Here is a 21,897-nt window from a genome sequence, read left to right as displayed (position 1 = left end):
CCGTACAGAATGATTACTCCCCCTTATGTAACACATTTGGAAAGGCCGATTCAAGTATAGATTGTCCCTTTCCTTATGAATAAGAATCGAGATTTAGTCCTAAATGCCTTCCGCAAAACTAGGACGAGTAGCTCGGAACCACTGGTAGCACAATATAGTAATGATGACTATCTCTATAGCATCCCCCCCATAATACATAAGGATGGAACCGCTCTCTGATTGAGAGGAAGGGACCCCAGTAGGCGGATGAACATACAAATATTTAGCTAGAATCCCATGACTTGCTAGGGCAAACACAAACACAACAGCACGATACACATAACTCGTACGATGTGCGGGTTGATCGATATAGATCATCGATATGGTGAATAGATAGCCTGCAAAAAATACATGAAGATATACGATACTATGTAGCAACATCGATTGTTGCATCCACATATATAAGTCGGTCAAATACAGAATATATAATCCCCCGATATTTAGAAACGCCGCTATAAGGGGATCACTTAAGAATCGAATCAGCTTACTCTTTAGGATACGGGACAGTTGCCGAGCCAAAGCTAACGGAAGAGTTCTCATGATTAGAGTCATAGGTGCTGCGAGCACCAGAAGAAGTGGAGCAAGCATACCTAATAATAAATGACCTACCATATGTGCTTTAAAATCTAAATGTGCTAGATTGGCTAGGGGGCCGATGATAGGCAGCGCAGTGATTAAAACACCTGCGATCCAGAAGAAATACCTAGATCTGGGCCATGAGCGATATGTACGATTGGTAATTAAAGCAGCTGTAATGTACAGTACAATAGCTATTATAAAAATCACGATATTCAGACTAAACACGCTGCTAAGAGCATGAACATGATTCATAGCGAGAAGTCCTTTTTTACTTTCGAACGCACAATAAGAATACCTCCAATGAAAATCATAATGACCGCAGCTATGTTCCATATGAGGTCATAGATGTACACATGTTCCACATAGCGAATCTGATGCAATCGCATCAGCTTGTGCTGAATCGTCCCATCATATAGCTGAAATACACCAGCTCCAAGCAATACCCCTCCCCACCATCTTCTAACCGAGAGCACTTTACGGCGGCGAAGATCTGCGAACAAAAATAGTCCTCCAATTGTGGCAAACCAACTGAACGCGTGAAAAAGTCCATCGGATACTAATCCCACCTCAGGTGTAGATCTGTCATAGAAATGATGCCAATGTAATAATTGGTGAAATACGGTCTCATCTATAAAACCTACGAGTCCCACTCCAAATAGGAAACCTGACCATAGATTACGACTTGCAAACTTCTGATGGGTTAGTACGTCCATTAGATTGCTCCCTATGTATAGAATTATCCAATCTTTACCATATTACCCAGCTTTGTTAAGTTGGAACCATCTCACGGACGACACACACAGGACTTTTCCCCACTCAACTCTTCCTAATAAATACGTAGAGATTACTCGTCCACATAAAAAGAGTTGAATCCTCTAAGGAATCAACTCTTAACTAATGCTTATTTAGTTCGACTACTCATTATATCCTTGGTCCCCGTAAGGTTGTTTGGCTTCTAGCCACTTCTCTTCAAGTTTCTTCAAAGCATCCTTGGGATCATAAATCTTAGCCTCGCCATCCTTCGGCTTCAAGACCTCAAGCACCTCAAATACGAATGCATCCTTACCGTATTTCTTCCAATCTGCTTGCAGGTTCTTGTTGATGAACGAGCCCATGTCTAGAGAAAACTCATGTCCATTCATGGATTTCAAATTTGGTTTACTATCAATGAAGACCTTTCCATTCTCCAAGTTGCGTATCTGGAATACACCCGCTTCAATCTTGATTTCCTTAGCCTGAAGTTTTAATTCGTCTCTGCGGTTCAAGCTTTTCTCCTCCTGCCCCTCTGCAAGTTCGGTGAGCCAATAGGCACTCCCGTCTTCTTGTCTGGCCATAAATCCATAATCAATCAAATAACGCCGAAGTATGGCATAGTCTTCAAAAGCCTGACCAAGTAGCTCATTCACTTCTTTTTCTGTATACTGCTTCCCTTGTTCGAATCGCTTGGCTAACTCGTGCAAGACAACAAGCTTCTGTTTCTCTTTCATTGAGAAGTTCTTAAGCGGGCCTTGTACCCCTTGCGGGAAATATTTCGCCAGCACTTTCTCCTGCTCTGTCGCTGTAGATCGGTGTCGTCCCTCTAAGGTCCGTGCTCTCGCCGCTCCAAGTCTCCCCGAATCTGTACCCTTCTCTTGCGCGCGAAGTAACTCCATCAGGGTCAGGAAGACTCTCGCTTGACGCTCCTTCTCCTTCAGCACGAACCGATGATTCCGTATGGTGGACGTACTGCCCATGCCCATTTCCTCCTGAGCTTCTTTGTCGCTCTTTCCTTCATAGAAGAGGCCAAGTAGCTTACTCTGAATCTCAGATAGTCCCGTAATCTGCTTATCCTGCTGGATCAAGTAGTCAAAAGCTGAGCCATGTTCCTTAGCAATGTGCAGGACCACAAACTTCTCCGCTTCATAGAGCAGTTCCTCAACCGGATAAATAAGTCCCTTCTCAAACTGACGACCACAAGCGATACATTCATAAGTTTCCTCATTTTCGGTATATCCTTTGGCTAAATCCTTCATCGAAGCATTCCAAATTCTTTCGTTTTCCATTCCAAACACCTTTTCCGTTAGTTTATTTATAGATATTTTATTATTTCGTTTGTTATAAGTCAAACCTAATCATAAATTCTGTTTATTTAAACTGATAAATGACTCTCCATTTTCGAATTTCACGATGAACCCTACGCACTGTTAATGCGTTTAATGCGGTTTGTTTGTCATATTGGCGTAACACACGAAGGGTAAGATGATCTTCGAGGTGATTGAACATGAACAAAACAACCACACCAGCGGGTTGGCCCATCGTAAAAACGATTCTAGTATCGGCTACAATTTTGGCAGTAATAGCGGGGTGCAGTAATAATACAGCTGCTCCTAAGCCTGTGAAAATTACAGGAGTAAACAATAGTCAGGAGAAAAAGTCTACGGTTCCTTCAGAGAAAATGAAATATTGGGATGAACAGCGCAAGGGAACGAATTTCATGAATTCTACATCGCTTCCCCAAAATTATGAAGCGGCCAAGGAGCAAGGGATAGAGTTCGTCCGTCTCGCACCCGATAAGTGGAGTAAAAATCGTGATTTTCTATTTAATGATAAGGCGGACACCCGTAATGCAGACTTCCTAATAGGTAGCTCCGATCAGTACAAAGGTATCGTAGAAGAGGATTTTGTTAGACTCAAAGCGGATTTGGATGCGGCGGAAGCCAAAGGAATGAAAGTTGTAGTTACCGTGCTTAGCTTGCCAGGAGATCGTTGGCGGCAGTTTAACGGAAATAAAAATGACGATCGAATCTGGAATGATCTTGAATATCAGAATCAGGCTACAGAGTTTTGGAAAGACCTAGCTACAAGATTGAAAGGACATCCAGCCGTTATCGGCTATAACCTCATTAATGAGCCTCATCCGGAGACAGCTACGGGTTTTAATGATTTTTGGACTCAAGATTATACGAATTGGTATACCAAAGTGGAACATACCGCAGCGGACCTCAATGCGCTCTATGACTCGATTGTAAAGGGGATTAGAACCGTCGATAGTACGACGCCCATTATTGTAGATTCAGGACTGTACGCAACGCCTTGGGCCTTTAAGTATTTGAAGCCCATGGATGACCCGAACGTGCTATATGCTTTTCATATGTATGAGCCTTATGAAATGACGAGTCAAAATAAGAAAAAGGGATTCACCTATTCTTATCCGGGAACCGTTAAGGTTGGAAATAATCAGACAGAAAAAGAATTTAACCGCCAAGCGCTAGAGCAATTTGTAGAGCCTGTTGCGAAGTGGGCATCAGATCATGGTGTGCCTGCAAACCGGATTATCGCCTCAGAATTCGGAACGAACCGAATGGTCCAAGGTGCGGACCAATACATGGCGGATCTTATCTCCATTTTTAATGAATATGGCTGGCACTGGGCTTTCTATGCTTTTCGTGAAGATACATGGGATGGGATGGACTATGAATTAGGCAGTGTGAAACCAGACTGGAAATACTGGGATGCCATTGAAAAAGGGAAGCTTCCTGCCCGCGTTAAGGCGCATAATCCCATCTGGAATGCCATACAAGAAGACCTGAAGAAGTGAGCTTTAGAAGGATGATTATTTTTGTACTATTTCTCCTATTAGGAACCGGGTACTATGCAACCCAAATTGAACCCAAATCTATATCAGTTACTCGTCTAGATGTAGTTAATGATTTCGTTCCGATCTCCTTTAACGGTACAAAAATTGTACAATTTTCAGATACGCATCTAGGTCCCCATTATTCGGTAGATCAGCTTCAACAATTAGTAGATCGCATTAATCTTATGAAACCTGACATTGTAGTGTTTACCGGAGATTTAATGGATAATTATACGCAGTTTGGCTTAGATAATAGAATAAAGGCCCAACAAGTATTGAAAAAGATACATGCTCCACTTGGGAAATTTGCTGTGTTCGGCAATCATGACAGAGGGGGAGGAGGCAGCCGAGGGTATAAGCAATATATGGTGGAAGCAGGATTTAACGTACTAGTGAATGAGGTTCATACTATACGATCCACGAAAGGCGAGAATATCATCATAGCTGGACTCGACGATTTTTTGCTTGGACAGCCGCAGGTGGCCCGGACACTTCGAACGCTCCGAGAGCAGGACTTTAACCTACTCCTCGTCCATGAGCCAGATATAGCCGATCAACTACAAGGTTATCCGATTGATCTCCAACTATCCGGTCATAGCCATGGTGGTCAAGTTAGGGTTCCTCTCTTAGATCCGCCTGTTACAACCCTGTTAGCCCAAAAGTATGTGGAAGGACTATACTCCCTGCCCTACACAAGCAAGTCGCTGAAACTTTACGTCAACCGAGGCATCGGAACGACCCGACTGCCAGTGCGCTTATTTGCAAAACCTGAGCTCACCGTAATCCAATTGCTTCATCAAAGCAGATAAAGCATTTATTTTTACACTGTAGAAGAACTAAATGCACGCTGAACCCTATACGGTATCGGGGCTCAACTTTCTAGATATATTCCTTATAACAGAGTACTTTTCGGATAGTTTTCACGATCCTGCCCTGACAGGGAGGAAGATGATAAAGCCTGTGTATATAATAAAATAAGAAAGCAGCACCTAGGTGCTGCTTTCTTGATTATTCAACATTTAAATTTTTATAAGTTACATATCTAACACTTAGTATTTAATATTTAATATCTAATAATCTAATATCTAACTTCTAATATCTAATATCTATTTATAAATAGCACTGCCCGTTTCTTTGAATTCTTTCGACTTTAGCTGCATGCCTTCTTGAATAGATGTATCGCTGCCTAGTGCTTCGAACGCCTCACTATGGTCTCTTGAAATTTGGCGAATATCATGAGAAATGCGCATGCTGCAAAATTTGGGTCCGCACATGGAGCAGAAATGGGCCGTCTTCGCGCCTTCAGCAGGAAGAGTCTCGTCATGGTATTCGAGAGCGCGCTCCGGATCTAAGGATAAATGGAATTGATCACGCCAACGGAACTCAAATCGGGCTTTGGAAAGGGCGTTATCGCGGTCCTGAGCACCAGGATGACCCTTGGCTAGATCGGCGGCATGTGCCGCTATTTTATAGGTGATGACCCCTTCTCTCACATCGTCTTTATTGGGCAGACCCAGATGCTCTTTCGGTGTAACGTAGCACAGCATCGCCGTTCCGAACCAACCAATCATGGCTGCTCCAATGGCTGAGGTAATGTGATCATATCCGGGTGCAATATCGGTAGTCAGGGGCCCTAATGTGTAGAATGGTGCTTCATCGCAGATTTCAAGCTGCTTATCCATATTTTCTTTGATTAAATGCATCGGTACATGACCCGGACCTTCGATCATGACCTGAACATCATGCTTCCAAGCGATCTTGGTCAGTTCACCCAGCGTCTCAAGCTCCGCGAATTGAGCTTCGTCATTGGCATCGGCCAAACTCCCCGGACGAAGTCCATCTCCTAGAGAGAATGCAATATCATAAGCCTTCATAATCTCGCATATCTCTTCAAAATGCGTGTATAGAAAATTCTCCTGATGGTGAGCTAAGCACCATGCAGCTAAGATCGAACCCCCTCGAGATACAATACCGGTTAGCCGATGAACTGTGAGGGGAACATACCTCAGCAATACCCCCGCATGAATTGTAAAATAATCCACACCCTGCTCTGCTTGTTCAATCAGCGTATCTCGGTATACTTCCCAAGTCAGGTCCTCAGCTTTTCCATTCACTTTCTCTAGCGCCTGATAAATCGGCACCGTACCGATAGGTACAGGAGAATTGCGGACGATCCATTCGCGGGTGGTATGAATATTTTTGCCTGTAGAAAGATCCATGATCGTATCGGCACCCCAGCGGGTAGCCCACGTCATCTTCTCTACTTCCTCGTCGATAGAAGAACCTACCGCCGAATTGCCTATATTCGCATTAATCTTCACTAGGAAATTACGTCCAATAATCATCGGTTCGCTCTCCGGGTGATTGATATTGCTTGGAATAATCGCTCGGCCCCGGGCTACCTCATCGCGCACGAACTCAGCCGCTACATTCTCACGGATGGCGATGTATTCCATCTCAGGAGTGATGATACCTTTGCGCGCATAGTGCATCTGCGTTACGTTCTGTCCGGGCTTAGCACGGAGCGGTCTACGCCCATTATGGGGGAATTGCTCTGTATTGGCTCTTGGATCATGCTCTGCATAACCGTTATCTTCAGGCCTAATATCTCGGCCCACGTAAGCTTCTACATCCCCACGCTCTTCAATCCAGGCTTGCCGACTGGGGGCAAGACCTTGAGCAATATCCGTCTGCACTTCCGTATCGGAATAGGGCCCACTGGTATCATATACACGAACGGGTGTATTCTCATGCTGCCCCAAGCTATCCGATGTTGGACTCAGCGCAATCTCCCGCATGGGAACGCGAACATCAGGTCTTGAACCTTGGATATAGACCTTGCGGCTTCCGGGAAGGGGGGACGTGTGCACTGTTTGTGTTGGTTCGTTCATAACAAAAAAGCCTCCTCTTTGTGTATCCGAGAAAGGCCAGGCGATAAATATGGACATTTCAAGACGTTATTCCTTTATATTAGAAAAACATACAAATATAAAGTAACAAGGTCTTTTGAAAAAGACAGATGGCGTCCTGTTCAATTCCTCCGCTGGCATTACCCAGATCAGGTATAACGGTCGATAGTCGAATTCCTATCCTCTCAGCCCAAACCTTGAGCTCCCGCTTGATATGAAGTTGTTCATCCAGTTTAACCCATTTTGGATAGGTTATCAACGGTGATCTACGTTAGTTCATTTCATAAATGATTAAGTAGATTACAGAGCCAGATATGTTTCTTTTCACTTAGAAGATATATTTTAGCAGATCTAATTTAACAGTCATGCATGTCTGGATATTCCCTACTCTAGGCCAGCATGTTTATGCTCTGACAAATGGGTGAATCCATTAAGAATTACTAAGCGAACAAAGACAGAATGAACCTACAATAAGTTCTATTCCTGGTATCCAATATCTGAATGTGTCTAGTTATCTGTTGTATGTCTGATAGAATAGAGGTATGCTGTTAAGCTGAATTCATAGAATCAGATTGTTTCTTTTTACAAAAGGTCAAGAAAAATTAATATAAATGCAAAAGGTGAATAACATGGGTGAATCCAGTTTTAATAAAGTACCATCGGGGGCCGCTCAGCAGCGCATACCGGAAGCGCGACTCGCTTCGGCACAGACAAGCCGAGAGATTGTGGGGGCCAAAGATTCTGATGCGGCTTATTTTCGCACGTTGGAAGAGAACGGTATTATACTAAATCCCTCTCAAATTCGGGCCGTTCGGCACTTTCGAGGCCCACTGCTTACACTAGCTGGCGCAGGTTCAGGCAAGACCTCGGTCTTAATCTGCCGTACAGGTTATCTTTTATCCGTACGCCGAATTGATCCGAGAGAAATTCTACTGCTTACGTTCTCCAGCAAAGCTGCTGCAGAAATGCGTGACCGCATTGCCATCTTGCCCGGTATACATCCGCAAGATGTAAGGCTTTTGCAAGCTCGAACATTCCATTCGTTCTTCCTGCAACTGCTGCGCAGACAAGGCACGGAACTCGAAATTTGGAGCGAGACACGTAGACAACATATTTTGCTCAAACAAATGATGCGGGAAATGGGTCTCCAAGATGCCTACCAACCGGAATCCCTGCTTTCCATCCTATCTTCCTATAAGACGCAGCTCATTGAAATCCCAGACATGCCCGAGAAGAGTGTAACCGAGCGTGAAATCAAACGAATTCTGATGCAGTATGAACAATGGAAAGTAGATCATGAGAAAATGGATTTTGATGATGTGCTTGTACTTGCCTACCGCATGCTGCGGGGCAAACCGGCATTGCTGCGCACGCTTCAAGATCGCTTCCGTTATATTATGGTAGACGAGTTCCAAGATACAAATCATCTGCAATATGAATTGGTCAAAATGATTGCGGCCCCGCATCATGATCTAATGGTCGTGGGCGATGATGATCAGACTATTTATTCGTTTAATGGTGCGCGCAGCGAATATATTTTACAGTTCGAGAAGACCTACCCAGAAGCCCATGTCATTACACTTGATATTAATTATCGATCCGGTACACGGATTGTGGGTCTAGGCAATGAAGTGATCCGGCATAACCAACATCGGCGCAGCAAGACTCTACTTGCCGTCAAATCAGGAACAGCGGGACCCATGTATATGCGGCCGCTTACCAGCGACGATGAAGCCCGGATAGCACTCGATCGGATAGAACACGAAGTGCACACCAGCAGAAGAACCTTTGGAGATTATGCTATCCTGTACCGAGCTTCTAGTAATAACCGAGCGATGCTAGAACAACTCATGATTCGGGAGATTCCCTATATTGAGTATGGAGATGGACAACTACTCTATGAACACTCGCTGGTCCTTCCGCTTGTGGATCATTTGCGTCTAGGACTGAGCCGTAGAGACTTCACCGCCATGGAAAGTGTACTGCCTACGCTGTATATCAATCGAGAACGGGGCATGTCACACATTGTAGAACAGGAATCGATTCGGGCTAAAAAGGGACCGCTCGTTCACTTGTTAACGTTATCGGGACTCAAGGATTTCCAGCTCGCCAAGATCAAGGATCGACTGGAGCTGATTCGCAGCTTGTCCACGATGAGGCCCGCAAGCGCTATCGCCTTGATGCGGGAGAAATTCTACAACGCTTATGTCGAAGCCGATGATCGGAAGCTGCTAACCCAACATAAAGAAATGATCAAGGAAATGCTAGATGAGCTAGAATCTTCGGCGGAGCGGTTCGATACGGTGGAAGCCTTCCTCGGCTTCATTCATGATGTAATCCAGAAGAGTCAAGAGAATAACAGCGATAAGTCCAAAGAACAAGGTAACCGCGTTGCCCTCATGACCATTCATCGCTCCAAGGGACTGGAGTTCCCTGTGGTCTTGCTCATTAGCGCCATTGAGGGCAGCCTGCCGCATAGTTCGGCGCTGGATGCCGACCGCTTGAACGACACCGCGTATCCGGACGCGGATCGCGCAGGGTCCAAGGGCGCGGCGGCGCTAGAAGAGGAGCGGCGACTCGCTTACGTCGCGATTACCCGGGCCAAGGAGGAGCTGATCATCAGCTCCCCCGCCAGGTACCGGGGCAAGAAAGCGGCGGTATCCCGCTTTCTGCTCTCTGCCTTCGGCGGCGAAGCCGAAGGCACGGGCACCCGAGCTTCGAGCATGGCGCGAAGCTCGGCAGGCACGCCGAGCAGCGCAGCGCTTGCTCGGCGCGAGGGGTTCGCTTCGGGCGCGGAGCGTTCCCGAAGCGGGGGCAGTGCAGCGGCGGCGCGGCGGATGGAGACCGTCGCCGCCTGGGTGTGCCAAGGTCCAGGCTGTATTGCCTGGACCCGCATTGCGGCGAGGGAGCAGGGCCTCGCCGCGAAGGCTTGCCCCCTGTGCGGGAAGCCGATGCACAGGGGAAGCAAGGACGTGCCGCGATAAAGGCGGCACGTCCTTGCCACAGCCGCGCTTGGCTTAGCCTAAGCGCCCGCCCAGCCTATCTTCTCCACCCCCGAAGTAACATTTTCTACCATTAATACAGCACTGATTACTGAAACATTTTTGTATTCATGAACTATTATCTATGCTCTTGACCTTTCAAATAAACGCAAAAGGCCTCTTTTAAAGAGGCCTTTTTTGTACATAAGTCATTAATTATTAAATGATCTAACGCAAATTTAGTTTGTTTTCTAATCTATTATACTTAATATATAATGGCCTATTTAGTTAGAGCAGATTTTGGCTACAAAAAAAATATTTTATGTGCTCATTAAGCTTGCTCTTTCTCCCACGTAGATGAACACGCACGAATGTATGCTCGACTTTATTCATGTAAGCTAACTCGATTTCTACAGGCAACTACTGGCTACTCGTCAAACCTCTTCAGCACTATCACTGCATTATGGCCACCAAAGCCAAAGGAGTTAGACAACCCAATCTGGAAATGCCCTAAACGTGCCTGATTTGGAACATAATCGAGATCACACCCTTCGCCGGGATGATCTAAGTTAATCGTTGGCGGAACAACGCCCTCTCTTAACGTCTGGACTAACGCAATGGCTTCGGCTCCGCCTGATGCGCCCAACATGTGGCCGAGCATCGATTTATTGGCGGTCACGGGTACTGAATAGGCATGATCTCCAAGCAAGCGATGAATGGCCTTGGTCTCAGCCAGATCACCAGCCTCTGTACTCGTAGCATGAGCACTGATGACATCGATGTGATCCGGCTGAATCCCTGCTGTTTTGAGTGCTGTTTTCATAGCGATATAGGCTCCTGTTCCTTCGGGATGAGGTGCAACCATATGATATGCATCTGAACTCGCTCCATATCCAATCACTTCACCATAAATCGTAGCTCCTCGGTTCTTAGCATGAGCTAATGACTCCAATACAAGTATTCCTGCGCCCTCAGACATGATAAATCCGTCACGTCCCGCATCAAACGGTCGGCTGGCTTGCTGCGGGGCATGATTGCGAACGGAAAGAGCTGTAGCATTACCAAAACCAGCTAAAGCTAGTGGATGGACAGCCGCCTCAGTTCCCCCTGCAAAAATTACATCCGCCTCCCCAGTGCGGATTAGACGGAAGGCTTCCCCGATGGCTGTATTGCCTATAGAACACGCCGTAACCGGAGACAGCGAAGGACCCATGGAGCCTAGACGAATGCTAATCTGTGCAGCCGCCATGTTAGAGATCATCATCGGTACCATTGTCGGACTCACTCTTCCTTTCCCCCGATCTCGTAGGAGGTCTACATTGTGCACCAACGTCTCAATCCCACCAATTCCAGATCCCACATAGACACCCAGACGTTCACGATCTAGCTTGTCTAAGTCTAGTCCTGAATGTTCAAGCGCCTGTTCAGCTGCATATAACCCGAACTGAGTAAACCGATCCATCTTTCGTGCTTCCTTGCGTCCCCATCTTTCCTCAGCATCCAGATTTTTGACCAATCCTGCAATCTGCGTCTTGTATTCAGATGCATCGAAGGAATCAATACTGCTAATTCCAGACTCTCCTGCCTTTAATTTATTCCAAAATGTATCTAGTTCATTGCCTAACGGAGATACAATCCCCATACCCGTAATAACCACTCTCTCCATAAGTCTCTTCCCCTTTCACCTCTTGAGTTCAGCTCCAATAAGTTTCACAACTCATTGAAGTACATCCTGACTCATACATTAAATCCTGCACCTTTATAATTGAAAAATTTCCGTTTTAATGATATCTATAATTGCTTATTTCTGTATTCTAACCTTTTTATATCCTATTACAAGTTTGTGTTTATCCTAGTATAATTAACACTACAATAATTCTAGGATTACGAAAGGACCTATCTTTATGAAACCCGAATCCAGACTCCAAGCTCTTTCCAATTTTCTCATGACACAGCGAGCCAAGCTACATCCCCATACTGTGGGCCTTCCTCCTGGACAACGCAGGCGTACCCCCGGACTCCGCCGAGAAGAAGTAGCTGCCTTAGCAGGTGTAAGCACAACCTGGTATACGTGGCTCGAACAAGGAAGGGATATCAAAGTCTCTCCGTCCGTGCTGGATGCGATAGCTGGTGCACTTCAGCTCAATACGGATGAGCGTAAATATTTATATGATCTTGCACTGGAGTCTGCAGCACATAGTAAGTTGGCACATCCTCAGAATCTCCCTGTCGTCAGTCCTTCCTTAGAGCGAATTCTTCAGGAGCTGAGATTCTGCCCGACCATTATCTCAGATCGCAAATGTCAGATCGTCGGTTGGAATGCCGCAGCCGCTCAGGTTTTTCTTAATTTTGAACAGGTTCCTATTCATGAAAGAAATATGATCCAACTTCTATTTGCAAAAAAAGAACTACGCAGTCTAGCCGTCAATTGGGAACATTTCGCTCGGGGATTTTTATCTATATTCCGCGCTTACTACGGTCAATATGTCGCAGATCCTTGGTATGCTGAATTTATTGAGTCCATGACCCAGCATTATCCTGATTTCTCCTCGTTATGGCATGAGAGCGAAGTCAGTTCAGCGCCTACCGTACTCATTGAATTCCGACATGCTAAGGCGGGCAAAATGCTGTTCGACCTCACCTCTTTGCAAGTTCAAGGATCTACAGAATTAAGATGCAGTATCTATACCCCTGTTCAGGATACACAGACGGAATCAAAGTTAAGCAAATTGTTAGAGGGTATGTAATAATGGCAAGACTGCGTACAAGGTTAGGAAACTTTATATACTATTCCACTCATTCACACTTACAAAAAACTAGTAGATTAGTAGGATATTCCATAGTAAGATAGTTCCATGTTAGTACTATTTTCCAAATAATACTTACGGAATTCATATTAAAGGATGGTATACATGCAAAAGTATAGAAGAAGAAATACGCCAGCGTTTACATTTTTAGCATATTTCACATTGTTTGCCGGCGTCGCTTTATTTGGAATTGGGATGTACAACGCGAATATGCAGTTAAATGAGAAAGGGTACTATATTGCGGTCATGATTCTCGTAGCCGTTGGAGCCATTTTGACACAAAAAGTAACCCGTGATAACAGTGAAGATAACGATATTCTTGCAGAGCAAAATCGGACTAATCCTCCTAGTGTTTAGACAATCCAAATCATAAAGCTAGACACAATGTTCTTTCTTCTACGAACACAAAAAACATCGAAAAAAGGGACATATCTTTAGAGGATAAGTCCCTTTTTGATGCGCTTGAAGCAAAGTTTCGCACCTAATAGATAGCTTCCTGTCAGTTAGGTGGTAGGTCTAGTTAATAAATTTCCTTGATAAATAATAATGTACACGTTCAGCTCTGTTTTTTCTCCTGCTCTTCCAAGAACTCTCTTGTTCTTCGCAGATAATCTGGAGCGTCCATAGGATCCTTCGCAATCATTTCAATGACACACAATCTCTCTTGGCTCTGTACTTCCGCATCCCGAATAGCCTGATCTAATTCGCCATTCGTCTGAACCTTTACGGTGAAGGTTTGACCGCCAAAAGCTTCGGTAAGCTTAGTATATGACCACATAGGTATTTCATTGTATCGCTGGTTGTCCGTTTTGACATTTAAATATTTCTCGATGGTGTAGCCATCATTATTAAGAATGAAAATAATCGGTCGGCATTGATTCGCTAGCATAGAACTGATCTCCTGCACGGTTAGCTGCAAAGAACCATCTCCTGTAAATAGCAACACACGTCGTGATGGAGCGGCGATGCAAGCTCCAAAGGCCGCTGGCGTAGCATATCCAATACTTTCCCACCCTGCTTGTGCAATATAGTTCGCTCCTGTAGGCAACCGAAGTTGAGAGATTCCGTTCATAAATGTACCTGTCTCAGCAACCACAATATCCTGTTCTCTGAGCATGCGCTGAATTCGAGGATAATAGCTTTCTGCAACGAGTAAGTCTTCCGGTTCTCCCGTCTCCATATCATATGGAAAATCGTATGTTGTCCCTTTTTTCGTCGCAAATTTACTTTGCTCAGCACGAAGGAGTTCGTGTAACATATCTTCAGCCTTGATATCTAAATACACAGCTTCACCAATCTTTACTGAGTTCGGCTCAATGATGATAGTCTTCGTCGTATCTAGTCTCCCACTAAAATGACCACTGTTGCTATCTGACCAGATCAGCCCCATCGCCAGTACACAATCGGCCTGTTCAACCACATCCCGAACCTTAGAACTTCCAAGCGCACCGCCATACATGCCCATGTATAGAGGATGTGTCTCATCTACTCCACTTTTCCCGAGCTGTAAAGAAGCCATAGGTATATTTAATTTCTGTGCGAGATCCTCCACTTCATGGGATAGACCGTATCGCTGAACCATCCAGTCCGATAGAATCACAGGATGTTGAGAAGCCTCTAGCAACTGTTTGGCATGCTCGGAAGCTGCTTTCAATACTTCAGCGTTCGTTTTTAAAGGCATATCTTGGCTCTCTCGTTGAAGTACAGGCTTCATTACTAGGTCGATCGCGACCACGAGATACACGGGTTTCTTCTTCTCCTTCGCTATGCGAATTGCTGCAGGAATTTCTATCGCTGCATTTTCAGGAGTAAGCACGGCTGTATAAGCGGTAATGGATTCATACATGCTGCGGAACACATCATAGTTCCCATCGTGAAGGGTATGATGCATAAGTTTATGAGCTTGCTGTACCTGCGTTTTGGGTGATCCCACAATATGGATGACAGGGACGTTCTCGCTGTAAGATCCTGCAATCGCATTACAAGCACTCATCTCTCCCACACCGAATGTTGTAATCAGTGCTGAAACACCTTTTAAACGAGCATAGCTATCAGCAGCATACCCTGCATTCAGTTCATTCCGACCATTTACGAAGCGAATACCTTTCTCACGTTCCAAAGTATCTAGCAAGGTGAAATTGTAGTCACCAGGTACTCCGAATATCTCGGTAATTCCCTCACATTTCAAACAATCTAATAGATACTGCCCCAGCGTTTTGTCTCCTGTGTTGGAACCCTCACCATTACTCTTCATAGACTGGATAGAATTGGACATATGGATTACCCCTCTCATCTTTTGCGTTTATCCATAGTATTACCCGAATTAACTATCCATCTCACGATTTCCAATCCTTGACAATGTGGTTATGGATGCATTATATTAAATGCAAACATATGTACTTACGCGGAAGCACCCGTAAGATGAGGCGAAGGCCTTTTCTTACGGGTGCTTTTTTTGTGTATTAGCTAAGAATTATTTGCTTATAGGAGTACATATATCACCTATACTAAGGAGGAATTCTTTAAATGAAATCTAGGTATCAACACAAGCTACTTGCCGCCGCTCTATTGTCCACCGCCTTACTACCGAACTTCCCATCCGTAGCTCTTGGCGCCGCCTCACCTATAACGAGCGCAACACAGGCCCTCATTCAGCAGACTGCTACTACCGCAGATCCAGCCCTTAAAAACCGAATTGTCACATCTTTTGAGACGCTTACAAGTCTGCTTGCTCAGGAAGGTATATTGGACAACTCTATTAAGGAAGTACACAATGCGAATGAACAATTGAAGAAAACTACATTAGATGCACTCAAATGGATTGATGCAGATCGTATTAAGCAATTGGAGACCAAGCTCAAGCAGACGGAGGAACAGTACAAGCCTTTGTTTATCCTTTACAAAACAGTCAGTGGTACCAAGAATGCCACAGCCCAATTGAAGCTAGCGGTGCAATTAGCTCATGAAGATGTTAGGCGCAAAGAACAGCAGCTTAAGAACGCCAGAATAGCCCGAGATACTACAATCAAAGGCTATCGTGAGGCAATCGCTAATACCGAAATGTACAATACAAAAATAAAGTCCACCAAAACCTCCATTAGCCTAACTACCAAACGATACGCCGCAGAGTGGAGTGACTTTAAGCCCATCTTGAAGAAGAAAGATACAAAGCAAGTTGCTGATTCTTTAGTTACGCTGGGTTCCTTAGCTCTTAAAATCAATGAGGATAAGAAAATTATTCAATCGCTGGAGAACCAGATTAGCCTTGTAATCGCCAAGGTCAAATCACAGCTTGCTGCTCCTGCGAAGTAAATAAACATATGCTCCAGCTAACAATTAATAATATTTACGTTTTTCCTATCTATAAATAGTTACCGATTTACCGGTTCCACCTATTTAGCAGATTATGAATATACACCTAACAAATTACCCCTATACACCTAACAGATACCGGTATACACCTTACCGACATAGACTAACAGACTACAGGGGTAGTCTGTTAGAGAAGGTTCCAAATTGATAGGGGTAATTTCTCTTGGCACCATCAATGGTCATATCCATCCTTATAACATGCCTTGTTCTTTTCTAGTTCAGCCTGATTAAAATGGCTTCATGCCTAGTGTATCTACTTTTTCGCCAATAATATTGAGTCCCATCCGCGCAGTAATATCCCGATAGTGACCAGCGCGGCGCTTAATTGGACTTCCGTCGACATCTCCAAGATTGGCTTCTAACCCATTTAAGACCATGACACTGACACCAAAACCTGCTGGAGATAATCCCTTGGCAAGGTCTTCCCTAATTGGCTTCCATTTGCCGACCATGACATCATGAGCGGATGGCTTAGGCGCCTGAGGAGTAAGCCAAAAAATTAAGGCCGTCATGAATCCTAATTTGCCATCGGCTGCAACGGATTCTGGATTTTTGAGCAGTACATTTTTGTCACCATAGATAATGGAGCTAATCAATCCATAATTGAAATTCCAACTCATCATAATCGGCCCACGTCCATAATATCGTTTGCCTTCCACACCTGGGTACAGTTTACTGCTAGCTGCATCGACAAAATTAGATTTGTTAACGCCTGTTCTTCCTGCGATGTTCTGATTCCAGAACAGACCCCAGCGCAGTTCTCCTCCTGGAGAATCTGCCGCGCCGCCACCTGTCTCATGAGACAAATTAGCCAGAAGTGCCGCCAAATCTCGCTTCCGATCACGGTCGCTTCCCTCTTGCAGGAACGAGCCAAAATCGACAATTTGAGTGCTGATCTTCTGTTTTGAATTCGCTTTGGAATTGAAATCATCTGTTCTCACGACAAGTGTCTCTTTCATCATCTTCTTATCCAAACGATAGATTTCCTGAGCAGTTAAGCTTCCTGCCCGGGTGCTTACTTTATATTTAATATTTGCGGCTTCTGTCACCGCATCGATCAAGTTCTGGTAGGAATAATAGTCCCCTTGCTTCGGATCATCGTACTCTTTCCCTGCCGCCGCTTTGTGCCATTCCACGGAACCTAGACGATATGGAAATAAAGTATTGTATTCTTTCTCAGATAGAGCGGCTTTCACTGCGGCAACGGCCTTATCGGGAGAGAATCTAGCGTCGATGCCATTCCATAGCTGCTTAAGCTCTGAACTACTTAGCTTCCGACTTTGTCCCACTGCGAGAGGGCTCATCTGCGACTGTGAAGGCGCTTTCAAAATTGGTCTAGCAGTGTGCTCAGACGAAGCAAAAGCATTCAAAGGTGTAACTAGCAATGTAGCTCCAAGGGCAAGGCTCATCGTGCGTACCGTCCATTTTTTGGTTCCAGCTATGTTCGATCCCCGCATACACATTCTCCTTCGACCTGTTTTGTAGGATGCTTGGACGTAACTTTCATCCAGCCTCCTGTTCATTATCAGGAAATTACCCGTACAATTATATAGTCGTACTCAACTATTTATATAGGCTAAATCGATTAAGGAGAATACTATCCCTACTAGGAAAATATTCCCCCTCATGCTCTCCCAAAGCTTGACTACTCAGACCAATTCTCTTTTCAAAAGGACATTACATATACTTAATTCTTGGACATTCATATCACATTCACATTTTGTTGTTGTCTGAATTCTGTAGGTGTGAGACCGAACTTTTTGCGAAATACTTGCGTGAAATGCTTCATATCCTGGTAACCAACCCGCTCGGAAATGTCCACGAGCCGAAGTTTGGGGTTGAGGAGCAGTTGTTTGGCCTGCGCAAGTCTCAGAGAGATCACATATTCTTTGTAACCCTGCCCCATCTTTAGCTTAAATAATTGACTGAAATAAGCTGAGTTCAAAAAGACCACGGCAGCTACTTTTTCCAAAGAAAGATCCTCATGATAGTGCGTCTGAATATACTCCAAAGCTACCTCTATGGCCTTCTCTCCACTACCTTTGAGGGGCTTTATCTGTTGTGCGGCAGTAGCTGAACGCATCTGACTCACCACCTCAGGGACACAATTGAACTCATGGTTCAGCCCAGACACCACGATATGAAAAGGAATTTTGATATAGTGTTTCAGATGCCCTTTTAATTCTCCCTGAAAAGCTTCCAGATCCGTGTCCTGCCGCAGTCTGGCGATACCGAGCAGTGTATTCGGATCGAGGCTGATCCCCAAGCCCTTTCCATGACGCTCGATGAGCTCTAACAATACATTTTCCACAATAAAATGCTCTAATTGAACAGGCTTATCTCCAGCCTCTAAGGCGACCATTACCAGATGAAACGTAGAATAATCTTGTGTAAAGGAGAGAATGTCCAAGCTTCCGGTATCCAGACCCGAAGCTAGTCTGCGGAAAATGCCTTCATGCAAGTATTTGAGATTCGCTTTCAAAAGCTCACCACCTCTAGAGGTCTCCGCATCCTTCTTAATTTCCGCATCCAGACCTTCCATAACCTCGATGAGGCGCTTCTTCCCAATGGGCTTAAGCAAGTAATCTCTTGCGCCGAGTCTTACGGCTTCTTGAGCATATGAAAATTCCGAGTGCGCCGAAATCACTACCCACTTGACGTGTGGAAATCTACGCTTTGAGATGCGCATGAACTCCAACCCATTCATACCAGGCATCAAAATATCAGTCAGTACGACATCCATATGGTGCTGGCCCATGATTTCCACCGCTTCAGCTGTGGAAGCGGCCACGTAGACCACTGCCTTAGGGTAGACAAGTTCGATTGTACGTTGAATTCCTTCTCGAATGGTCCGTTCATCGTCGGCAATGAGAATATGATTCATAGCTAATTCTCCTCTCTGCCCGCAGGTAAAGGAATTACGATGGTTACCGTAGTCCCTTCTCCTAATATGCTGTAGATTTCAAGTCCATAAGCTTCACCGAACATGTGCTTTAATCGTTGATGCAAATTTAGAAGACCAATGCCCCCTACTTTTTTGGAAGAACTGATTCCTGAAGAACGCTTGCCCTCAAGAGATGCCGTCAGACGATCCAGTTCAATGCGGCTCATTCCTCGCCCATTGTCTGCCACTCGAATGCGTAGATCCTGCCCATCCGCTTGCGCATCGACCTTTAGAATGCCTGGTCTGCCTAGTGCTTCGAGTCCATGTTTGACTGCATTTTCGATGACCGGTTGCAGGGTCATTTTAGGAACTTGAATGGCCATCCATTCCTCAGATATTCCCATGTCTACTTGTAATCGCCCTTCAAGACGGAACTGAATAATGGTTAGATAATGAACGATTTGATCAAATTCCTCTTGAAGCGTAATTTCTGCTCCTTCTACCCACCTGCTGCTATAGCGGAACATATGAGAGAGCGATAAAATAATCTCACCCAGCTGTTCATCCCCTTTTTCATCCAGCATCCAGTAGATCATATCGAGCGTGTTATACAAAAAGTGCGGATTAACCTGAGATTGCAGCGCATAGATTTCAGCATTTTTCTCACTAACTGATGAAATTTTGACACGTTCAATCAATTCCTCAATCTGCAGGACCATTCGATTAAATGAAGCGACTAGACTGTTGATTTCTTGATACGACGTGACATTTAATTGACCTCGGAAATTCCCCATTTCGACTTGCTTCATCCCCCGGATAAGGCGCTTGAGAGGACTAGACAACGTTCGGGATACAATAGAAGCAATAAGGGCGGAGACTACAATGAGAATCGAAACGACATAGAGTAAGAACTTTTTCATCTGCACCAACTCTACGTTGAGGTCTTTATCCGGAGTAACGCTAACAACAGACCAATCTGTAAAAGGAAGCTTAGATGCTACGATTAGTCGCTGCTTGTCCTGCTCCACCATTACATTTTTCTGATCATCTATGTGCGGCAATTTCTCATTCGTATCCACCGTAACGGGATCGATGGTCGAGGAGACTACCCGACCGCCCTTTGCAACAACATAGACATGACTATTCGGCCCAAGCTTAAGGTTATCTAACGCAGCAACAATGGGCTTTGGATTGGTCTCATATAGCACAATACCAATCGGCTTATGCTCATTAAGGTCAAAAATTTGCCTACCAAATGCAAATACGGGTCTGCTTTCATTGCGATCAATCAGCGAGTGGGGAAACACCCCTAACCAGACCATTTTCCCAGAAGATTGTTGTAACTCGCTATACCATTCTGATTTTGCATAATCCGGATCAACCACATTCATATAATTACCATAGTTATAAATTTTGCCTTGATCGGTAATGACATGGATACCTACCAGATCATCCCGAGAGTAAAAGATAGCCCCAATCATATTCGTAATCGACTGCTCATTAATATATTCCATAGCTGGCTCTTTTGTTTTCTCGTTCAATAACCGAACCACGTCGAAGTTGTTGCTCAGCGTCTTGGACAAGCTATCATATCCCTTATATAGAAGATCGAATAGCCCGACCGTTTGAGAGACGTTTTTTTGCGCCAAATCACTGATCTTCGCATGGAACTGCTCCGTTGTCCGATTGTAATATAAGAGGCTCACGATAAGGACAATGGCCGACATACAAAAAAGAAACAGCACGAACAATCGATGGCTTATGGAATGAAAACCTCTTCGCAAAGGATTTTTCCCCCTCTCCATCTGTAGTCCTGCTGCCTCTTCATTATAGTTCTTCTTAAATGTTACGGTAAACCCTCATTATCCTTTGACCGCTATCCTTTGACAGCTCCAGCGACCATCCCTTTGGTAATTCGCTCGGAAAGAACGAAATAGATCAGGATAACCGGAATTGCGCCCATGATCAAAAAAGCTCCGATATCGCCATAATTGGTTGAATATTGACTGACAAATGTGTACACCCCGAACGGCAATGTCTTCAGTCTTTCTGAAGAGATAAATGTTCGTGCCAAAATATATTCATTCCAGATCGTAATGAACGTCAGGATACTAACCGTCATCATCGGTGGAACGGAAATCGGCAGGATAATGCTGCGGAAAATCCGATAGATACTTGCTCCATCCACAAATGCAGATTCTTCGATTTCTCCCGGAATATCACGCATAAATCCACTTAATATGAACACAGCAATGGGGGTGGAGAACGCGATATAAGGTAAGATCAGAGCCAAATGCGTGTTAAGAATATGCATATTTTTAAATATAATCATTAACGGTAATAAGGTAGCTTGCATCGGAATCATCAGACCCATCATGAAGATAAGCAAAATGATTTTGTTATACTTCCAGCGGAACCGGGAGACGGCATATGCTACCATCGAGCTAAGCAAAATGACGAAGACCATCGTAATTATCGTGACAAACACACTGTTTCCTAGATAGCGCACATAGCTACCCATTTCATAGGCTTCCTTATAATTATGCCACTGAAACTTCTGAGGTAAGGCGAAAAAACTTCCTCCTAAGATCTCTTCATTGCTCTTGAGTGAATAGAGGAACAGCCATAATAGAGGGTAGAGTTGTGTAACTACCGGAATCGCAAAAAGAAGATACAAGATACCTCGTTTGAATCCTTTCATAACGTGCAC

The 21,897-nt window shown here is 44.6% G+C and carries 17 protein-coding genes and 1 riboswitch; of the genes, 6 read left to right on the top strand and 11 right to left on the bottom strand.

The window, feature by feature from the left end:
- Window positions 1-99 precede the first annotated feature (99 nt).
- From J2Z69_RS12620 to J2Z69_RS12605, 4 genes are all read right to left on the bottom strand, one after another.
- Window positions 100-870: a cytochrome c oxidase assembly protein gene (locus tag J2Z69_RS12620; protein WP_209863047.1), complete on the bottom strand. Its 771-nt coding sequence runs from the start codon at window positions 868-870 to the stop codon at window positions 100-102.
- Window positions 867-1,331, bottom strand: a complete 465-nt coding sequence (locus tag J2Z69_RS12615) for a DUF2243 domain-containing protein (RefSeq protein ID WP_209863045.1) — start codon at window positions 1,329-1,331, stop codon at window positions 867-869. Before J2Z69_RS12615 ends, J2Z69_RS12620 begins: the two co-directional genes overlap by 4 nt.
- A 201-nt stretch (window positions 1,332-1,532) precedes the next feature.
- Window positions 1,533-2,660, bottom strand: a complete 1,128-nt coding sequence (locus tag J2Z69_RS12610; protein ID WP_209863042.1) for a DUF2087 domain-containing protein — start codon at window positions 2,658-2,660, stop codon at window positions 1,533-1,535.
- An 82-nt stretch (window positions 2,661-2,742) separates the two neighbouring features.
- Entirely contained in the window at window positions 2,743-2,880 is a 138-nt protein-coding gene (locus J2Z69_RS12605) for a hypothetical protein (RefSeq protein ID WP_209863039.1), read from the bottom strand.
- Window positions 2,881-3,052: 172 nt separating this feature from the next.
- Here J2Z69_RS12605 and J2Z69_RS12600 point away from each other — a divergent pair, with 172 nt between their 5' ends.
- Window positions 3,053-4,195, top strand: coding sequence for a glycoside hydrolase family 5 protein (locus J2Z69_RS12600; RefSeq protein ID WP_245339294.1), 1,143 nt, complete (start codon window positions 3,053-3,055; stop codon window positions 4,193-4,195).
- A gap of 11 nt (window positions 4,196-4,206) precedes the next feature.
- Window positions 4,207-5,043, top strand: coding sequence for a metallophosphoesterase (locus J2Z69_RS12595; protein WP_209863033.1), 837 nt, complete (start codon window positions 4,207-4,209; stop codon window positions 5,041-5,043).
- A 297-nt stretch (window positions 5,044-5,340) separates the two neighbouring features.
- Here J2Z69_RS12595 and thiC read toward each other — a convergent pair whose 3' ends face one another.
- Window positions 5,341-7,125, bottom strand: coding sequence for a phosphomethylpyrimidine synthase ThiC (thiC, locus tag J2Z69_RS12590; RefSeq protein ID WP_209863030.1), 1,785 nt, complete (start codon window positions 7,123-7,125; stop codon window positions 5,341-5,343).
- Window positions 7,126-7,252: 127 nt separating this feature from the next.
- Window positions 7,253-7,362, bottom strand: a riboswitch (TPP riboswitch).
- A 410-nt stretch (window positions 7,363-7,772) separates the two neighbouring features.
- Here thiC and J2Z69_RS12585 point away from each other — a divergent pair.
- Entirely contained in the window at window positions 7,773-10,127 is a 2,355-nt protein-coding gene (locus J2Z69_RS12585) for a UvrD-helicase domain-containing protein (protein ID WP_209863571.1), read from the top strand.
- Between the two features lie 424 nt (window positions 10,128-10,551).
- Here the strand turns inward: J2Z69_RS12585 and fabF are convergent, their stop codons facing one another.
- Complete coding sequence (gene fabF, locus J2Z69_RS12580) at window positions 10,552-11,790, bottom strand: beta-ketoacyl-ACP synthase II (protein WP_209863027.1); 1,239 nt, start codon at window positions 11,788-11,790, stop codon at window positions 10,552-10,554.
- A 238-nt stretch (window positions 11,791-12,028) separates the two neighbouring features.
- Here fabF and J2Z69_RS12575 point away from each other — a divergent pair, with 238 nt between their 5' ends.
- Together J2Z69_RS12575 and J2Z69_RS12570 are read left to right on the top strand one after the other, a co-directional pair.
- The gene (locus J2Z69_RS12575; protein WP_209863024.1) at window positions 12,029-12,871 is read left to right on the top strand and encodes a helix-turn-helix transcriptional regulator; all 843 of its coding nucleotides are present in this window, start codon (window positions 12,029-12,031) and stop codon (window positions 12,869-12,871) included.
- A gap of 165 nt (window positions 12,872-13,036) precedes the next feature.
- The gene (locus J2Z69_RS12570; RefSeq protein WP_209863021.1) at window positions 13,037-13,288 is read left to right on the top strand and encodes a YiaA/YiaB family inner membrane protein; all 252 of its coding nucleotides are present in this window, start codon (window positions 13,037-13,039) and stop codon (window positions 13,286-13,288) included.
- Between the two features lie 199 nt (window positions 13,289-13,487).
- Here the strand turns inward: J2Z69_RS12570 and J2Z69_RS12565 are convergent, their stop codons facing one another.
- The gene (locus J2Z69_RS12565) at window positions 13,488-15,206 is read right to left on the bottom strand and encodes an alpha-keto acid decarboxylase family protein (protein ID WP_245339276.1); all 1,719 of its coding nucleotides are present in this window, start codon (window positions 15,204-15,206) and stop codon (window positions 13,488-13,490) included.
- A gap of 251 nt (window positions 15,207-15,457) precedes the next feature.
- Here J2Z69_RS12565 and J2Z69_RS12560 point away from each other — a divergent pair, with 251 nt between their 5' ends.
- Window positions 15,458-16,243 carry a hypothetical protein gene (locus J2Z69_RS12560; protein ID WP_209863018.1) on the top strand — a complete coding sequence of 262 codons (786 nt, stop codon included), beginning with the start codon at window positions 15,458-15,460 and terminating at the stop codon, window positions 16,241-16,243.
- 287 nt (window positions 16,244-16,530) lie between these two features.
- On the opposite strand, the gene J2Z69_RS12555 is transcribed toward J2Z69_RS12560, so the two are convergent.
- From J2Z69_RS12555 to J2Z69_RS12540, 4 genes are all read right to left on the bottom strand, one after another.
- Window positions 16,531-17,760: a chitinase gene (locus J2Z69_RS12555; protein WP_209863015.1), complete on the bottom strand. Its 1,230-nt coding sequence runs from the start codon at window positions 17,758-17,760 to the stop codon at window positions 16,531-16,533.
- 245 nt (window positions 17,761-18,005) lie between these two features.
- Window positions 18,006-19,187 (bottom strand): response regulator, encoded by a 1,182-nt coding sequence (locus J2Z69_RS12550; protein WP_209863012.1) that lies wholly within the window; start codon window positions 19,185-19,187, stop codon window positions 18,006-18,008.
- 2 nt (window positions 19,188-19,189) lie between these two features.
- Window positions 19,190-20,971, bottom strand: coding sequence for a cache domain-containing sensor histidine kinase (locus tag J2Z69_RS12545; RefSeq protein WP_209863009.1), 1,782 nt, complete (start codon window positions 20,969-20,971; stop codon window positions 19,190-19,192).
- Window positions 20,972-21,063: 92 nt separating this feature from the next.
- Complete coding sequence (locus J2Z69_RS12540; protein ID WP_209863006.1) at window positions 21,064-21,888, bottom strand: carbohydrate ABC transporter permease; 825 nt, start codon at window positions 21,886-21,888, stop codon at window positions 21,064-21,066.
- Between the last annotated feature and the right edge of the window lie 9 nt (window positions 21,889-21,897).

Source organism: Paenibacillus shirakamiensis (assembly GCF_017874255.1).
Classification (GTDB): domain Bacteria; phylum Bacillota; class Bacilli; order Paenibacillales; family Paenibacillaceae; genus Fontibacillus; species Fontibacillus shirakamiensis.
Note: the sequence above shows the minus strand (reverse complement) of the source record. Positions and strands in the feature narration are given on the sequence as shown.

Excerpts from the sequence above, each read along its gene's own strand:
- J2Z69_RS12620 (WP_209863047.1), bottom strand. The coding sequence starts at position 870 with ATGAATCATGTTCATGCTCTTAGCAGCGTGTTTAGTCTGAATATCGTG.
- J2Z69_RS12615 (WP_209863045.1), bottom strand. The coding sequence starts at position 1,331 with ATGGACGTACTAACCCATCAGAAGTTTGCAAGTCGTAATCTATGGTCA.
- J2Z69_RS12610 (WP_209863042.1), bottom strand. The coding sequence starts at position 2,660 with ATGGAAAACGAAAGAATTTGGAATGCTTCGATGAAGGATTTAGCCAAA.
- J2Z69_RS12605 (WP_209863039.1), bottom strand. The coding sequence starts at position 2,880 with ATGTTCAATCACCTCGAAGATCATCTTACCCTTCGTGTGTTACGCCAA.
- J2Z69_RS12600 (WP_245339294.1), top strand. The coding sequence starts at position 3,053 with ATGAAATATTGGGATGAACAGCGCAAGGGAACGAATTTCATGAATTCT.
- J2Z69_RS12595 (WP_209863033.1), top strand. The coding sequence starts at position 4,207 with ATGATTATTTTTGTACTATTTCTCCTATTAGGAACCGGGTACTATGCA.
- thiC (WP_209863030.1), bottom strand. The coding sequence starts at position 7,125 with ATGAACGAACCAACACAAACAGTGCACACGTCCCCCCTTCCCGGAAGC.
- J2Z69_RS12585 (WP_209863571.1), top strand. The coding sequence starts at position 7,773 with ATGGGTGAATCCAGTTTTAATAAAGTACCATCGGGGGCCGCTCAGCAG.
- fabF (WP_209863027.1), bottom strand. The coding sequence starts at position 11,790 with ATGGAGAGAGTGGTTATTACGGGTATGGGGATTGTATCTCCGTTAGGC.
- J2Z69_RS12575 (WP_209863024.1), top strand. The coding sequence starts at position 12,029 with ATGAAACCCGAATCCAGACTCCAAGCTCTTTCCAATTTTCTCATGACA.
- J2Z69_RS12570 (WP_209863021.1), top strand. The coding sequence starts at position 13,037 with ATGCAAAAGTATAGAAGAAGAAATACGCCAGCGTTTACATTTTTAGCA.
- J2Z69_RS12565 (WP_245339276.1), bottom strand. The coding sequence starts at position 15,206 with ATGTCCAATTCTATCCAGTCTATGAAGAGTAATGGTGAGGGTTCCAAC.
- J2Z69_RS12560 (WP_209863018.1), top strand. The coding sequence starts at position 15,458 with ATGAAATCTAGGTATCAACACAAGCTACTTGCCGCCGCTCTATTGTCC.
- J2Z69_RS12555 (WP_209863015.1), bottom strand. The coding sequence starts at position 17,760 with ATGCGGGGATCGAACATAGCTGGAACCAAAAAATGGACGGTACGCACG.
- J2Z69_RS12550 (WP_209863012.1), bottom strand. The coding sequence starts at position 19,187 with ATGAATCATATTCTCATTGCCGACGATGAACGGACCATTCGAGAAGGA.
- J2Z69_RS12540 (WP_209863006.1), bottom strand. The coding sequence starts at position 21,888 with ATGAAAGGATTCAAACGAGGTATCTTGTATCTTCTTTTTGCGATTCCG.